The organism is Fodinibius saliphilus (assembly GCF_005869845.1).
Lineage (GTDB): Bacteria > Bacteroidota > Rhodothermia > Balneolales > Balneolaceae > Fodinibius > Fodinibius saliphilus.
In genome coordinates, this window is sequence record NZ_VAWF01000002.1 from 571,735 (window position 1) to 586,843 (window position 15,109).

Below are 15,109 nucleotides of genomic sequence, written 5' to 3' on the forward strand. Positions count from 1 at the left end.
AAAAAACTCTAAAAAGTCTTATCTAGGGACATAGAGTCAATTAAAATGATAGATTCCAGATTTCCATGAAGAAAACTATTGTAGCTGTTTGTACTCTGATGTTATCAGTTGGATGTATACCAAAGGAGGAACAAAATCCTAATATAACGTATGATGTGCATTTTGATAATGCTGAACATCATGAGGCCAAGATATCACTAACGTTGGAAAATTTGTTGCCCGGGCCAGTGACAGTTTCAATGAGTCGTACTTCTCCGGGGAGATATGCTCTTCACGAATTTGCTAAAAATGTATATTCTGTAACAGCGGTAGATGGTCAGGGAGATACTCTTGAGGTATCTCGTCCGGATTTACACAACTGGAAAGTAAGCGGCCATGATGGCACCCTTACTTTTAACTATACGCTTTATGGACGCCACGCAGATGGAACATATACCGGGATTAATGAACAGCATGCTCATCTGAATATGCCCGCTACCTTTGCCTTCGTACGATCATTGCCAAATGCTCCCATTACGGTCAATTTTCATCCACCTCAAAAATCAGAGTGGAAAGTTGCGACCCAACTTAAGGCTGCTGAAGGTGAGTATAGGTTTATTGCGCCAAACTATGACTACTTTTTAGATAGCCCTACAGAGCTCAGCAACTTTATGATGACGGAGTGGGAGGCCCCACAGGACACGAGCGGTCAAAAGATACAGCTGGCCATTCATCACAATGGTACTAGGGAACAAGTTAATCGATATACTGATATGGCTAAGAAGGTTGTAGCTGAACAGGTTGCCATATATGAGGAGCCCGCAGATTTTGATTATGACCGTTACACTTTTATAGCTGATTATTTGCCGTATGTATTTGGGGATGGAATGGAGCACCGTAATTCTACCGTATTAACAAGTCGGCGTTCTTTGGAAGGTGACAACGCATTGAGAAACCTGTATACCCTGTCGCATGAATTTTTTCACAGCTGGAATGTGGAACGGTTGCGTCCAAATACTCTGGAGCCCTTCAATTTTATGGAAGCTAATATGTCGGGGGCTCTTTGGTTTGCCGAAGGTTTTACGAGCTATTATGACGATTTGACTATCCGGAGGACCGGGCTTATTTCAAATGAAAAATACGCCTCCGATTGGGCCGGTACGCTGAATTACGTACTTAACTCGCCTGGTAATAGCTATTATAACCCTATTGAGATGAGTATGCAGGCTCCCTTTGTAGATGCCGCAACATCTGTAGATGCTCAGAACAAAGTTAACACCTTTATCTCGTATTACTCCTGGGGAGCTGTTATTGGGTTAGGGCTTGATTTAACACTGCGCTCGGAATTTGAAGATGTTAACCTGGATGACTATATGCGTGCAGTTTGGAAACGATTTGGTAAAACAGAAAAACCATATACCATTGATAATTTGCAACAGACCTTGGCTGAAGTTACCGACAGTAGTGCATTTGCAAAGGATTTCTTTGGTCAGCATATCCGTGATGGAAGACAAGTAGCGTTAGCTCCACTTTTTGATAAGGCAGGTTTTGTACTACAAAAAGCGCATCCCGGTGAGGTGGCAATTAGCTTTGGTGCAACTATCGATTACGCTGATGGTGTGGCTACTATTTCCGGAAATACTCGTGTTGGTAGTCCTCTGTATAATGCGGGTTTGGATGTTAACGATCAGATACTTTCTGTGAATGGTAGCGAAATTAAGAATGCCAGGGATATGAACCGTATGTTACAATCCCATGAGCCTGGCGAAAAACTCTCAATTGCTTATCGTTCGGTAGGTCAGGAATATGATGCAGATATTGTATTGGCCGAAAACCCTGAGTTGGAGTTATTTCCCTATGAGCAGGTAGGAAAAGAATTATCAAACGAACAGAAAGCGTTTCGTGAGTCGTGGCTGGGGAGTAAAGTAAAATAGGCGGGATTTTACCTAAGGGTGAACAATTGTAAATCTATTTGGAACCTAGTTTTCGGCAAACTAAATTCGAAACAAATAAACATCCATAAAATAGGTGGACAAGACCTGTCCACAATGAACGATTGGTGATATGAATATAAAGAAATACCATCTCGGGTGTACCGTTTGGAGCCTGCGCGATTGGGTGGGCAATTTCTTTACCGATGATGCCCGGCAGGGAGATTATCTTAAACAGTATGCTTCCGTCTTTAATGCTGTTGAGGGTAATACCAGTTTCTATAATATCCCATCGAAAGAAATGATTAAGAAATGGAAGCGTGAAACTCCGGATGCTTTTAAGTTCTGTTTTAAATTTCATCGTTCTATTACCCATAACAAACAGCTGCAAGATGTAGAGGGGGATGTTAAACGTTTTTTAGAAACATTTGATCCTATTGCTGATCGCTTGGGGCCTTTTTTTATTCAGCTCCCTCCACAGTTTTCACCGCAGCAATTTTCCCATCTCGAACAGTTGCTGAAAATACTACCCAGTGTCTACAGCTACGCAGTTGAAGTTCGTCACCCAGAATTTTTCGACCACGGGCGTGAGGAACACCGTCTTAACCGATTGCTAAAAACCTACAGCATCGATCGTGTGATTTTTGATACGCGTAAACTGCATGAAATGCATTCGAATGAGACATCGATATTAGAATGCCAAAAGAAAAAGCCTGAGGTGCCGGTACGGTTTGTTAATACAGCCTCGCGGCCTGTTGTACGTTTTGTGGGAAGTAATGACCCCATTGCCAATAAATCGTATCTCAAAGAATGGGCAATTGTGGTGGCCGACTGGATTAAAGAGGGATTACATCCATATGTGTTTACACATTCTCCGGATAAAGTAAGTCAGCCATCTATCGCCAAGCTATTTCATCAGCTACTTTCAGACCTTATTGATATTGATCCGATGCCCGCCTGGCCGATAGATCGGCAAGATAAACAGCTGGATCTGTTTTAGGTTATGTTCTCTTCTAATATTGAGAAGGTGATAAAGGCACTAATTATTCGTATATTTACGGGCTTTTAAGAATCCAGAAATTGATAACAAATGCCCGAGTCCGATACGCTAACAGAAAAACAGCAAGAAATTATAGAAGAGGCAAAGCGTCGCCGTACCTTCGCGATTATCTCGCACCCCGATGCCGGTAAGACAACCCTTACCGAAAAGTTACTTCTTTATGGAGGAGCCATTCACGAGGCGGGGTCTATTCGTCAGCGTAAGGCCAACCGTTATGCAGCCTCCGATTGGATGGCAATTGAGAAAGAGCGTGGTATCTCTGTAACCTCATCGGTGCTGCGCTTTGAAAAAGATAATATCAAGTTTAATCTGCTGGATACCCCAGGCCACAAAGATTTTTCCGAGGATACCCTGCGCACCCTGGTAGCTGCAGATACCGCACTCATGGTTATTGATGTCGCCAAAGGGGTTGAGGAACAGACTGAAAAACTATTTGAAGTTTGTAAGATGCGGGAGATTCCCATTATTACCTTTGTGAACAAGTGTGATCGACCCGGTTTAGAGCCATTGGAAGTTATTAGTAATATTGAAAACCAGCTTGGTATAGATCCAGTACCCGCTTCTTGGCCGCTGGGATATGGGAAAGATTTTCAAGGGATATATGATCTTATTGGTAAAAAGCTTCATCTGCAGAAAAAAGAAGATCACGGAGCTAAAAAGGCAGAAACAGAGGTCTATGATTTAGAAGAAGGCCTTGAGCAGGCACGTCTTTCTGATCACGACATGGAGAAGTTCCGGGAAGAAGTGATGTTGACAGAAGATATGATGGAAATGATGGATGATGAGGCATTCCTAAACGGGAAAGCCACCCCGGTATTTTTTGGTTCGGCTCTCAATAACTTTGGGGTGGATGTTTTTCTTAACTATTTCGCAGATCTTGCCAACCCGCCGCAGAAATACCACGATAAAAATGATGAAGACCGTGATCTTGGGAGGGGGTTTTCTGGTTTCGTATTTAAGATGCAGGCCAATATGAATCCCGACCATCGCGACTGTGCGGCCTTTATTCGTATTACATCCGGGAAGTTTGAGCGAGGCATCCAGGTTACAGAAAGTAACACGGGGAAAAACGTAAAAATGTCGACACCCCACACCCTGATGGGCGACGAACGACATATTCTTGAAGAAGCCTATCCCGGAGATGTCGTGTCGTTGTTTAATCCCGGTTCATTTCGTATCGGAACGACTATATACAGTGATGATCCAGTAGAGTTTGATGTTATTCCTCTCTTTACGCCTGAACACTTTATGAAGGTTTCAACCAAGGATCCCTTTAAGCGTAAACAGTTACGCGAAGGACTTAAGCAATTGGCTGAAGAAGGTGTGGTACACGTATTTGAGGTACCCAATGGTGTTGGAAATGAATTGTTGCTTGGAACTGTAGGGGCCTTGCAGTTTGAGGTAGTTGAGCATCGAATGGAAACCGAATATAATACTGAGCTACATATGAGTGCGGTGTCCTATCATGCGGCGCGTTGGTTAAGTGGCGATCCAGAAGTGATAGATACATTGGAGGGAAGCTATTCTACCCATGTTACAAAGGATATGGAAAACCATCCGATTGTTCTTTTTGACAGCGGCTATGCCCTTTCCCAGGCCGAGCAGAAGGTAGGACCTGAAAACCTGTTCAAGTTCAAGCAAAATACGTAAACCAAAGTTACGGAAAAATAACATTCTTTTAATAGCTTGACATAGGATTGTCAAAGAGGCGGTTATTTTTATCTTCTCATAACATAGTTAAAGCTAGGAAAAAATGGATATGGAAAAGAAATTCAGGAACTGGGAATACAAGTCCAATTCCTGAATTAAACTCCTCTATCTATTTTCCTCCATTGGCCTGTAGGTCGTCGATACATAAATCATCAAGAGGGGGAATACTACCGCTAAAGTTTGAAAAGAAATCAGTAGTGCGGACCGAAGGTTCCATCAGGCAGCCGTCAGTTGTACAGTGAGCACTTCCACTCGTTTTATGATCCGTTTGCATAGGGCTTCCAATATCAACCAGGCCCATATTATGCCCGAATTCGTGGCGGAAAACTGTGCTTTCAATCTTTTCTTCGCTGGGGGATACAGGGGGTTCACCGCTGATATCTTCCATTCTTTTACCCATAAATGCTACTGATGTATTCCAGTAGGCCACACCCAGTACGTTTGGCTGTTCGTATTCACCATCCAAAACTAAAAAGTAGACATGGAGTGTATTGCCGGATGCTTTGGTGAAGTTATCACGGTGCTCTTCTTCCAGTGCTCGGATATCATTAATAGAATACGAGCTTTGATCACCGGAAGATATCTGAGTTTGATTGGTTAAAGAGATGGATTGTTTATTAAGTCGTTCTTCCAAAAATGTTTGGAGACTGTTAAGTCCTTCTTGTGTGGGTTCGTGGCCCGGCATATAGTCAATTTCTACTTCTATAGAGGTATATTGGTTAGCCGTCAAAAATGAGCGAGCAGAATCACCCGGTGCCGCCTTGCTGTTGAATTCCATGGGATCATTTCCAAGATCGCTACCGGTTGAAGAATCGCTACAGCTGAGGGTGATAATACTCAGTGAGAGAGTTACGACAACTAAAGTGAGTCTCTTAAAGAGTTTCATAATGGGTATCAATATTACAATTTGTTAAATGATGATTTGAGTTGGTTATTTGCCACCGTTTGCCTGAAGATCGGCAATGCAGTTATCATCGAGGGGCGGTATCTCTTCGTCACTAAATGTGTTCTCTACCAGGTCGGTTGTTTCGGTGGCGTAGTACATTAAACACTGATCGTTATCACAATGGTTTCCGTGATCCGGATCTTTATGAGGAGTTTGCATTTCCGTTCCGGAGTTTGGAACATCAACAAGTCCGAAGAGATGTCCAAATTCATGGCGAAATGATAATGCTTCTATCTGGAAACGCGAAGGCGATCCTGTTCCACTGCTTGCATCATCATAGGAAGGGCCGAAGAAGGCGTTTGATGTATTGTAATAAGCCAGTCCGAGTATATCTTTTTCGGAATACTTCCCATCAAGGATAACAAAATATGCCGCCAAGGTATCCTCTTTTGTAAAGGTAGAACGTTGTTCAGACTCCAGGTTTCGTATTTCATTGGCACTGTATTGATTTTGTCCGCCGGAACTAATCTCAGTCGGTTTTTTGATAGTAATAGAATGCTTTTGTGTGCGCTGTTGAAAGAATGCCTTAAGGCTGTCAAGGGCACGCTCGTTAGGTGCATAACCAGGCATATAATCAATCTCAACAACCAGATCGGTGTAGTTTGAGTCGGCTAGGAAATCATTAGCTGCCACACCAGGGTTAAGGGTATGGGAATACGTTTCTTTAGGTTCTTTTTGCTCAGGCCCAGTAGAGTCTAGGCAAGACTGCAGGCCAAAAGAAGTTAATAAAAGTAGTAGTATGCTCAGCAGATAGTAATGAAAGGATTTCATAACTATATTATGCCTTTAGTTGCATTATCTTGTTGCTTATCATGTTCTAACTGTAAATACGTAAAAAAGTTCCATGCAGATTGCCTATGAAAACTGATAAAACGGTAGATGAGATCGTAGATGCATTAGAGCTCAAGCCTCATCCCGAAGGTGGATATTACAGAGAGACCTATCGCAGTAAGAATAAGGTAAAGGGAGCGGGAGATGAAATGCGTAGTGCCGGTACAGCTATCTATTTTCTACTTCCTTCAAAAGTATGTACCAATTGGCACCGGGTTAGTTCGGATGAGTTGTGGCATTTTTATGAAGGAGATGATCTTGTGCTCGAAATAATTGATGAGCAAGGAAAGTTTAAGCGCCACAAGATGGGGAACGCTATTTCTGAGGCTACTACATTCCAGAGGTTAGTGCCGGCTTCATGCTGGCAGCGTGCATATGGTATTGGCACCTTTTCCCTATTGGGCTGTACTGTATCGCCTGCATTTGAATTTGAGAATTTTGAGATGATAGCCCCTAGTGAGTTGGCTGGACAGCACCAGGATCTGGCCCAAAAGATATTATTTGACCCTTTTTATGAGTCAAAAGAGTAGGTTATGGCAGGCAATATTTTTTAAAGAACCTATCCTTATATCTCTCGTCTATAATTCTTAAATTAGAGCGCTTTTAAAAATGGCTGAATGATTGATTTAATGAACTGTTGGTATGCTAAGTTCATTGTGATATATCTAGCTATTATTGTTTAGGATCAATCATTCAACTGTTTATTCAATTAATAAATTAAATTTAGTCCCATGGCAAAAGAATTTGATGTCTGCGTGATTGGATCCGGCCCCGGTGGATATGTGGCTGCGATTCGCGCTTCCCAACTAGGTTTCAAAACTGCAATTATTGAAAAGCGTCATCTCGGCGGTGTCTGCCTGAATATAGGATGTATTCCAACGAAGGCGTTGCTCCGTTCTGCAGAAGTATATGAAAGTATTGAGCATGCCGAGGATTACGGAGTTAATGTAGAAGGCTTTTCTGCAGATTTCGGCGGCATGGTTGACCGCAGCCGTAATGTTGCCAACAAGATGAGCAAAGGCGTTCAGTTTTTGATGAAGGCCAACAAGATCAAGGTTTTTGAAGGAAAAGGAGTCTTCGATTCTAAAGATCTTCTGAAGGTTGTAGATGAAAATGATGAGACTCAAGAAGAGATCAAGGCCGATAATTTTATTATTGCTACGGGTGCTTCTCCGCGCGAGCTACCTAATATCCCAATTGATGGCGAAATGGTTATTGATTCTGAAAAAGCGATGCAGCTTGAAGAGCAGCCGGAAAAGATGGTTGTTATTGGAGCCGGAGCTATCGGAGTCGAATTTGCTTATTTCTATAATACCATTGGAACTGATGTAACTATTGTTGAGCTTCAAGATTCTCTTGTTCCTGTAGAGGATAAAGATATAGGAAAAGAGCTTGGCAAGATCTATAAGAAAAAAGGCATGGATGTGCGCACAGGAAGTACCGTTGAGAAGGTTGAAGAAAATGGTGATGGCGTTAAGGTTACCATCAAAACCGGCGACGATGAAGAGCTTGTTGAAGCCGATGTTGTGCTTTCTGCTGTCGGTGTTGCCGGTAACGTAGAAGGTATCGGGCTCGATGATATCGGCGTAAAATATGATCGCGGAGCAATAGAAGTTGACAAAGAAACTTACCAGACTAGCGTTGAGGGTATTTATGCGATAGGTGATGTTGCCGGTGGTCCTTGGTTGGCACATAAAGCTTCTCACGAAGGTATTGTTTGTGTTGAAAAGTTGGCTGGTGAAGATCCTCTACCTATCGACTATAATAATATCCCAGGCTGTACTTATTGTGAGCCACAGATCGCTTCTGTTGGCTATACCGAAGAGCAGGCCAAAGAAGAAGGATATGATGTTAAAGTTGGGAAGTTCCCATTCTCTGCCAGCGGTAAAGCAACCGGTTTGGGCCATGAAGAAGGTTTTGTAAAGGTTGTCTTTGATGAAAAGTACGGTGAATGGCTCGGATGCCATATGATTGGTTCGCATGTTACTGAACTGATTGCAGAAGCAGTTGTAGCGCGTGATCTGGAAACAACTGGGCACGAAATTATTAGCGCTGTACACCCGCATCCGACAATGTCTGAAGCGGTTATGGAAGCCGTTGCCGAAGCGTATGGAGAAGGCGTTCATTTGGGTAGCTAAAAAATGATATGAATTCCTTTTACGGAGTATGCGTTAAATACTGAAAGGTGAAAACAGAAAATCAAAAAATTAGGAATGGAGTGTTAGGAGCTGAAAAGGTACTATTGAACATCTTTCAGTCCTAATGCTCAATTTTTAATTCCTAATTCAGTAGTTATGAATACTGTTGAGTTTTACGATCTGGGTCACGCTTCCTATCAACCTGTATGGGAGCTGCAGACTGCTATTCAGCAGCGCTTGGTGGGTGAGAAGCTGAAGCGCCGCAAAAAGCAGAAGTTGTATAAACCCGGTGAAGAAAGTAATGATGTACTGCTTTTTGTAGAACATCCCCATGTATATACGCTGGGCAAGAGCGGGAATAAAGCTAATATGCTGAAAGGTATGGCAGAGCTAAATGATATTGATGCCGAATTTATCGAAATAGATAGAGGGGGCGATATCACCTATCACGGACCCGGTCAAATTGTGGGCTATCCCATTTTTGATATGGATCGCCATTTTACCGATATCCATAAGTATTTACGCTGTCTGGAAGAAATTATTATCCGAACTTGTGCCGAATATGATGTGGAAGCTGGACGTATTGATGGGCTTACCGGTGTTTGGGTCGGAGACCAAAAGATTTGTGCTATGGGGATACGCTGTTCACGTTGGGTTACCATGCACGGTTTCGCATTTAATGTGAATGTTGATCTCGACTATTTTAATCATATTGTGCCCTGTGGTATTACTGATAAGGAAGTGACAAGTTTGCAAGAGCTACTGGGGCACAGCGTTGACGAAGAAGAAGTTAAAGAACATATCAAAAAACATTTCCAGGAGGTCTTCGATATCGAGATCAAAGCCGTAGATTCCCTGCCTGAACTGGACGATCAATTTTCGTATCTTAAGCCATCTGCTACAAAAGCTGCACCCCATTAATATTATACTAGCACCATGATCAAAGAACTTAATGTTGTTGACAATAAAGAGACTACCCAGCGCCGCCCCGATTGGTTGCGCGTAAAGTTGCCCTCCGGCGAAAAGTTTAAGGAGGTCTCTCAAACGATCCAGAAACATTCGCTGAATACCGTTTGTTCAGAGGCCCGTTGCCCTAATATGGGTGAATGCTGGGGACGTGGTACTGCCACCTTTATGATTCTTGGAGATGTTTGTACGCGCTCCTGTTCCTTCTGTGCGGTAAAAACAGGTCGACCCGTTCAAGGGCTAGACTGGGATGAGCCGCGGCGCGTAACTGATGCAGCAGTCAAGATGGGACTCAAGCATGTAGTATTGACCTCGGTGAACCGCGATGAACGTAAAGATGGGGGAGCACCTATTTTTGCAGAGACTCATAAACAGCTTCGGGAAGCTATTGACGGTGTTACTATCGAATCATTAATTCCCGATTTCAGAGGCGAGTGGGATGCTCTGCAAATTGTTATTGATACTCCTCCCGATGTATTGAGCCATAACCTGGAGACGGTACCGGAGTTGTATCGAACTATTCGTCCACAGGCTACCTATGAGCGTTCCCTGGAACTGTTGCAACGCGTGAAAGATCAGGGTATTAAATCGAAGACCGGCATCATGGTTGGTTTTGGTGAAAAGCGCGAACAGGTTATTGAATTGATGCAAGATTGTGTAGACCACGATGTGGATGTGTTGACAATTGGCCAATATATGCAACCAACCAAGATGCACCAACCGGTAGAGGAGTGGGTCCATCCCGACCAGTTTGCAGAATACAAAGAGATTGGAGAAGAATTGGGAATTGGACATGTAGAAAGCGGGCCGCTGGTTCGATCTTCATACCATGCCGAAGAGCACGTTTAGTTAACTTGAAAAAGTTCTCTGAAATTTCGGTCGAGATTTAATTCTGATCCTATATATTTGCAGGGTTCAGTTACCTTTCAATTAATCACTTTATATGCTAGCACTTGGTGTTGTTCTACTGTTCAGTTATTTAGTTGGTTCAATCCCATCTTCAATATGGGTTGGAAAACTTGTTAAGGGTGTAGATATTCGAAATCACGGTAGTGGTAATGCCGGTGCCACCAACACTTTTCGCTTGTTGGGGTGGCCCTCAGGCGTAACCGTTCTTGCGATCGATTTTTTCAAAGGGTTTGCCAGTTCACTCTGGATAAGTCAGCTTGCCTATCATATCGCGTCCGGCCCTGTAGCTCTTTTTGAGTATTGGAGTGTAGATCCTTTTCTAAGTATCACTTGTGGGATAGCAGCCATTATTGGCCATATGTTCCCCTTATATGCTAATTTTGACGGAGGAAAAGGGATGGCTACGGCAGCAGGAATGTTGTGTGGAATTGAGCCGATCTCGGTCGGAATTGCAGCCGCGGTATTTACCGTTGTGATGTTAGCCAGCCGGTATGTTTCGCTGGCATCGTTGGTAGCTGCTTTTGTATATCCGTTGGTACTTGTAATGCTTCGTTACGGTTTTGGCTGGCAACTTGATGGAAGTATTTTAATTTTTGGTGCCCTTGCCGGCCTCGGAATCATTGTAAAACACCGGGGTAATATTAAACGGTTATTAAATGGAACAGAGAACCAGGTTAGTTCCTTTAAACCGGCGGTAGGATGGTTGAACAAAGAAGAAAAACCTCAATCCGGTAGCTAATATTGTGAAAAAGATAACTATTATTGGGGCTGGTAGTTTTGGTACGGCCCTTTCTGTTGTGTTGGCCCGTGCAGGAAATAAGGTACAACTATGGGCCCGAGAGTCGGAAGTGGCATTTGGCATTAACAACCAGCACCGTAACCCGGCCTATATCTCTGATGTTACCTTGCCGGATGCGGTAGAATCTTCTACTGATCCCGAAGAATGCTTTGACGATCCGGAAATGGTGGTCTTCGCTACGCCCTCGCACACTATGCGTGAGATTGCCACGAATATAAAACCATATCTCAGCGGGGATGAAACCATCGTCAGTGTAGCTAAAGGTATTGAAAAGGATACGTTTATGACGATGTCGCAGGTATTATGCGAGGTCTTGGAAGAGAAGATAATCGATGATCATATTGGAGTAATATCAGGTCCCAGCCACGCCGAAGAGGTTAGTAAGTTTAAACCCACAACGGTAGTCGCCAGCTCTTACTCCAAACGTACGGCTGAAATTATTCAGGAGACCTTTTTAACCCCGATGTTTCGAGTTTACCTGAACTATGATATTATTGGTGTGGAGATTGGGGCAGCTGTAAAAAATATAATGGCTATTGCCGCTGGCATTGTTGATGGCGCCGAGCTAGGAGATAATGCAACAGCAGCCCTTATTACACGCGGGCTACACGAGATGAAACGACTGGGTATGAAGCTGGGTGCTTCACAAGATACATTTGCCGGTTTGTCGGGGATGGGGGACTTGGTCGTAACATGTACTAGTGAACACAGCAGAAATCGTTTCGTAGGATATAATATCGGTCAGGGAAAAAGCCTTGACGAAGTTATCGATACTATGAATATGGTTGCAGAGGGAGTGAAAACAACCAGATCTGTGTTAGATTGGAGTAAGAAACTGAATGTTGAAATGCCCATTACGGCAGCAGTACACCGGGTGCTTTTCGAACAAGAAGATCCCAAAGATATGCTTTATGACCTTATGACCCGGAATCCCAAAGAAGAGATCGTTATTTAGTCGTTAGTTAAAGGGATATGATCTTCTGTTTGTTCATTATTACTTAATATTTTGTGTTTATCTTCGTTAGCAAGTGAACCCAAAAACGGAGCGGCTATGTATTCTGAAAATAGAAGTATGGCTTCACTGTCACAGATGGATTATCTGGATGTCAAGAATTTAGCACAGACAGGTGAAGGAACCTATCTGGAATTTAAACGTACTATCCCATCTGCATACAAAATTGCTAGGGAAATTGCCGCTTTTGCGAACACCAAAGGGGGTACCTTACTCATTGGTGTTGATGATGATAAGTCGCTTGTTGGCGTAATGGGATACCAGGAGCAGGAATATCTGCTGAAAAAAGCCACTGAAGAACTCTGTAAGCCGGAGGTGGATATTGTAATTGAGATCGTTCATTTTGGTGAACGTGACCTGTTGGTTATAAAAGTGCCTGAGGCTGTGAAAAAACCTATATTTGTTCACGGCGAAGAGGAAGATACCGTATTTATGCGAGAAGATGATCAAAATAAGGTGGCCAGCAAAGAGCTTATTAAAATTATCGAAAAGCGAAATTCTGATGAAGGGGTTACTTTTGAGTACGGCCCCAAAGAGCAGAAACTATTCCGTTATCTGAATGAGTATGGCGAAATTACTGTTGAAAAATTTGCACAGTTGGTTGATGTGCCCAGAGCTAAAGCTTCTGGTACACTTGTGGATCTGGTGACAGCAGATATTCTGAACCTGTTCAGAAAAGATAACGTTGATTATTTTACGTACTCACAAAATTGCGAGACCTAATTTTTAAAAATAAGTATTGTAATGCCTGTTGAAGAAGATAATTTAGATGATGTAATTGCAGATTTGGTTGATGATGATGCCGGTACTGATAATGGCGAGACGGGCATTCAAGGATTACCTACTCCTGATGATGTGGAGTTTTCGGGTCCGCCGGTATCATTGACTGAGCGAGCTGCTGAACAGGTACGTAGTATCCGAAGGGATGAGGGTTTGGAAGATGATCTTAAGCTTCGTGTTGCAGTAGAAGGCGGCGGTTGTTCAGGGCTTAGCTATAAACTGGGTTTTGATCACAAATCAGATGATGATGAAGTACTGGTGAGTAAAGGCGTAGAAATTGTTGTTGATCCAAAGCATATGATGTATCTCAAAGGTATTTCTGTTGATTATCCCGATGGTCTTGATGCACGGGGTTTTACTTTTGATAACCCCAATGCTTCTGAGACCTGCGGTTGCGGAAGTTCTTTTGCGACCTAGTATTGTACCGATCAGGGGGGGATAATACACTAAATCCCAGCACTTTTATTTCCTTCCATATTTCTCCATTAATTTAAGAACAGAATCTACCGGCAGTTCTTTGATGGTATGCCCGTCACGCCCAGTCATGGTTTGAGCATGAAATAGTGAGTTAATAATAGCTTCTTCAGTGGCCTCATTTACGGCCATAAATAAAGGTGACATAGCACTATTTTTAAGTGTTTTTTTATGCTCAATGGCATTATTTACCTGATAGGGAATACGGTTTTCTTTGGCTGTTGAAAAGGCAATAATATAATCTCCGCTGCCATTAGAGGCTATGCCGCCGGTTTTGGCCAGTCCCAATACTGCTCGTTTTGCTAACCGCTGGAGATTTCGGGCATCCAAAGGGGCATCGGTAGCTATTACAATCATACAGGAACCATCAGGCGATTTATTAAGAAGGTCACTCAGATAGTATTTGTTTAATTCTTTGCCTACAGGTACTCCCGCAATTTGTAGCACTCCACCAAAATTAGTCTGAACCAGTACACCGACAGAATATCCCCCCATCTTTTCAGGGAGTTTGCGCGAAGAGCTCCCAATTCCGCCTTTAAAGCCAAAGGCTATCGTTCCGTTACCGGCACCTACATTTCCTTGCTCAACAACCCCACTATCAGCCTTTTTTATAGCGGTAAGCACATCCTTTTTAGAGATATGGCGACCGCGAATATTATTAAGATAACCGTCATTAGTTTCTCCCACTATGGGATTGACAGATCGCACTCCGTTATTAGCTTTAAAGCTGAAGGTGTAATCAATGAGGGCATCGGCGGCAATAGGAACGCTGAGGGTATTGGTTAGTATAATCGGCGTTTCTAGATTTCCCAGCTCTTTAATTTGCGTTGATCCCGCTAGCTTTCCGAAACCGTTTTCTACATAAACAGCAGCCGGCACTTTCTGTTGAAAAATATTTCCCGGATGAGGCAATATTGCCGTAACTCCAGTACGGATATGCTCTGCACTAGTAATAGTTTTGTGCCCCACCTTGACCCCATTTACGTCAGTAATACTGTTGAGTGGGCCGGCTTCCAGCACCCCGATTGAGATACCGTATTGTCGTATGTTCTGGTCCTGCGCCGATACAATTGTTGAGCTTAAAACCAGAAACAGGAGGGCAAATACGTTCTTCTTCATAGTTCTTATGATATTTTGGTATGATCAATTATACCTACAGTGGTACTTATAAATAATCAGAGTATCAATTTTTTATACTAGTTCCCAATAAAGAGATTAATAACGGAGGGTGGAGAAATCGGAATCGGAATGATTACTCATCTTTATCTGAAAAGCGATCTGTGATCAGACATACTCATCCTCTTTTGAAGGTAAAATAGTGCCACATCCATTCAACAAAGACACAGAAAGGACTTCAAAATCCGACAAGGAAAGGAGGGTGATTCGACATGTGGATGAGTGCTATATCAACATCTTTTTATTAAGTTGTTTGGCCGCCATGATGCCGGGGGGGGGGGGGGGGGGGGGGGGGGGGGGGGGGGGGGGGGGGGGGGGGGGGGGGGGGGGGGGGGGGGGGGGGGGGGGGGGGGGGGGGGGGGGGGGGGGGGGGGGGGGGGGGGGGGGGGGGGGGGGGG

Annotated in this window: 14 protein-coding genes; 11 read left to right on the forward strand and 3 right to left on the reverse strand. The window is 43.4% G+C overall.

Annotated elements, in window-relative coordinates; translation table 11 throughout:
• Positions 1-65: 65 nt before the first annotated feature.
• From FCN14_RS10635 to FCN14_RS10645, 3 genes are all read left to right on the forward strand, one after another.
• Positions 66-1,913 (forward strand): M61 family metallopeptidase, encoded by a 1,848-nt coding sequence (locus tag FCN14_RS10635; RefSeq protein WP_212747621.1) that lies wholly within the window; start codon positions 66-68, stop codon positions 1,911-1,913.
• Between the two features lie 130 nt (positions 1,914-2,043).
• The gene (locus tag FCN14_RS10640; protein WP_138431259.1) at positions 2,044-2,910 is read left to right on the forward strand and encodes a DUF72 domain-containing protein; all 867 of its coding nucleotides are present in this window, start codon (positions 2,044-2,046) and stop codon (positions 2,908-2,910) included.
• 90 nt (positions 2,911-3,000) lie between these two features.
• Positions 3,001-4,620 (forward strand): peptide chain release factor 3, encoded by a 1,620-nt coding sequence (locus tag FCN14_RS10645; RefSeq protein WP_138431260.1) that lies wholly within the window; start codon positions 3,001-3,003, stop codon positions 4,618-4,620.
• Between the two features lie 169 nt (positions 4,621-4,789).
• Here the strand turns inward: FCN14_RS10645 and FCN14_RS10650 are convergent, their stop codons facing one another.
• On the reverse strand, positions 4,790-5,566 hold the full coding sequence (locus tag FCN14_RS10650; protein WP_138431261.1) for a peptidase: 777 nt from the start codon (positions 5,564-5,566) through the stop codon (positions 4,790-4,792).
• A 45-nt stretch (positions 5,567-5,611) separates the two neighbouring features.
• Complete coding sequence (locus tag FCN14_RS10655) at positions 5,612-6,397, reverse strand: zinc metalloprotease (RefSeq protein WP_138431262.1); 786 nt, start codon at positions 6,395-6,397, stop codon at positions 5,612-5,614.
• Between the two features lie 86 nt (positions 6,398-6,483).
• On the opposite strand from FCN14_RS10655, the gene FCN14_RS10660 reads away from it, so the two are divergent.
• The 8 genes from FCN14_RS10660 to FCN14_RS10695 all read left to right on the forward strand — a co-directional run bounded on the left by FCN14_RS10660 (position 6,484) and on the right by FCN14_RS10695 (position 13,478).
• Complete coding sequence (locus FCN14_RS10660) at positions 6,484-6,987, forward strand: cupin domain-containing protein (RefSeq protein WP_138431263.1); 504 nt, start codon at positions 6,484-6,486, stop codon at positions 6,985-6,987.
• A gap of 201 nt (positions 6,988-7,188) precedes the next feature.
• Positions 7,189-8,595: a dihydrolipoyl dehydrogenase gene (gene lpdA, locus FCN14_RS10665; protein ID WP_138431264.1), complete on the forward strand. Its 1,407-nt coding sequence runs from the start codon at positions 7,189-7,191 to the stop codon at positions 8,593-8,595.
• A gap of 156 nt (positions 8,596-8,751) precedes the next feature.
• A complete protein-coding gene (lipB, locus tag FCN14_RS10670; RefSeq protein ID WP_138431265.1) occupies positions 8,752-9,516 on the forward strand; it encodes a lipoyl(octanoyl) transferase LipB in 765 nt (254 codons plus the stop codon).
• A gap of 15 nt (positions 9,517-9,531) precedes the next feature.
• On the forward strand, positions 9,532-10,410 hold the full coding sequence (gene lipA, locus FCN14_RS10675; RefSeq protein WP_138431266.1) for a lipoyl synthase: 879 nt from the start codon (positions 9,532-9,534) through the stop codon (positions 10,408-10,410).
• A 94-nt stretch (positions 10,411-10,504) separates the two neighbouring features.
• On the forward strand, positions 10,505-11,209 hold the full coding sequence (plsY, locus tag FCN14_RS10680) for a glycerol-3-phosphate 1-O-acyltransferase PlsY (protein WP_138431267.1): 705 nt from the start codon (positions 10,505-10,507) through the stop codon (positions 11,207-11,209).
• Positions 11,210-11,213: 4 nt separating this feature from the next.
• On the forward strand, positions 11,214-12,224 hold the full coding sequence (locus tag FCN14_RS10685) for an NAD(P)H-dependent glycerol-3-phosphate dehydrogenase (protein ID WP_138431268.1): 1,011 nt from the start codon (positions 11,214-11,216) through the stop codon (positions 12,222-12,224).
• 96 nt (positions 12,225-12,320) lie between these two features.
• Complete coding sequence (locus FCN14_RS10690) at positions 12,321-13,004, forward strand: AlbA family DNA-binding domain-containing protein (RefSeq protein WP_138431269.1); 684 nt, start codon at positions 12,321-12,323, stop codon at positions 13,002-13,004.
• A 21-nt stretch (positions 13,005-13,025) separates the two neighbouring features.
• Entirely contained in the window at positions 13,026-13,478 is a 453-nt protein-coding gene (locus tag FCN14_RS10695) for a HesB/IscA family protein (protein ID WP_138431270.1), read from the forward strand.
• 45 nt (positions 13,479-13,523) lie between these two features.
• Here FCN14_RS10695 and FCN14_RS10700 read toward each other — a convergent pair whose 3' ends face one another.
• Complete coding sequence (locus FCN14_RS10700) at positions 13,524-14,654, reverse strand: DmpA family aminopeptidase (protein WP_138431271.1); 1,131 nt, start codon at positions 14,652-14,654, stop codon at positions 13,524-13,526.
• Positions 14,655-15,109: the final 455 nt, after the last annotated feature.

Excerpts from the sequence above, each read along its gene's own strand:
- FCN14_RS10635 (WP_212747621.1), top strand. The coding sequence starts at position 66 with ATGAAGAAAACTATTGTAGCTGTTTGTACTCTGATGTTATCAGTTGGA.
- FCN14_RS10640 (WP_138431259.1), top strand. The coding sequence starts at position 2,044 with ATGAATATAAAGAAATACCATCTCGGGTGTACCGTTTGGAGCCTGCGC.
- FCN14_RS10645 (WP_138431260.1), top strand. The coding sequence starts at position 3,001 with ATGCCCGAGTCCGATACGCTAACAGAAAAACAGCAAGAAATTATAGAA.
- FCN14_RS10650 (WP_138431261.1), bottom strand. The coding sequence starts at position 5,566 with ATGAAACTCTTTAAGAGACTCACTTTAGTTGTCGTAACTCTCTCACTG.
- FCN14_RS10655 (WP_138431262.1), bottom strand. The coding sequence starts at position 6,397 with ATGAAATCCTTTCATTACTATCTGCTGAGCATACTACTACTTTTATTA.
- FCN14_RS10660 (WP_138431263.1), top strand. The coding sequence starts at position 6,484 with ATGAAAACTGATAAAACGGTAGATGAGATCGTAGATGCATTAGAGCTC.
- lpdA (WP_138431264.1), top strand. The coding sequence starts at position 7,189 with ATGGCAAAAGAATTTGATGTCTGCGTGATTGGATCCGGCCCCGGTGGA.
- lipB (WP_138431265.1), top strand. The coding sequence starts at position 8,752 with ATGAATACTGTTGAGTTTTACGATCTGGGTCACGCTTCCTATCAACCT.
- lipA (WP_138431266.1), top strand. The coding sequence starts at position 9,532 with ATGATCAAAGAACTTAATGTTGTTGACAATAAAGAGACTACCCAGCGC.
- plsY (WP_138431267.1), top strand. The coding sequence starts at position 10,505 with ATGCTAGCACTTGGTGTTGTTCTACTGTTCAGTTATTTAGTTGGTTCA.
- FCN14_RS10690 (WP_138431269.1), top strand. The coding sequence starts at position 12,321 with ATGTATTCTGAAAATAGAAGTATGGCTTCACTGTCACAGATGGATTAT.
- FCN14_RS10695 (WP_138431270.1), top strand. The coding sequence starts at position 13,026 with ATGCCTGTTGAAGAAGATAATTTAGATGATGTAATTGCAGATTTGGTT.
- FCN14_RS10700 (WP_138431271.1), bottom strand. The coding sequence starts at position 14,654 with ATGAAGAAGAACGTATTTGCCCTCCTGTTTCTGGTTTTAAGCTCAACA.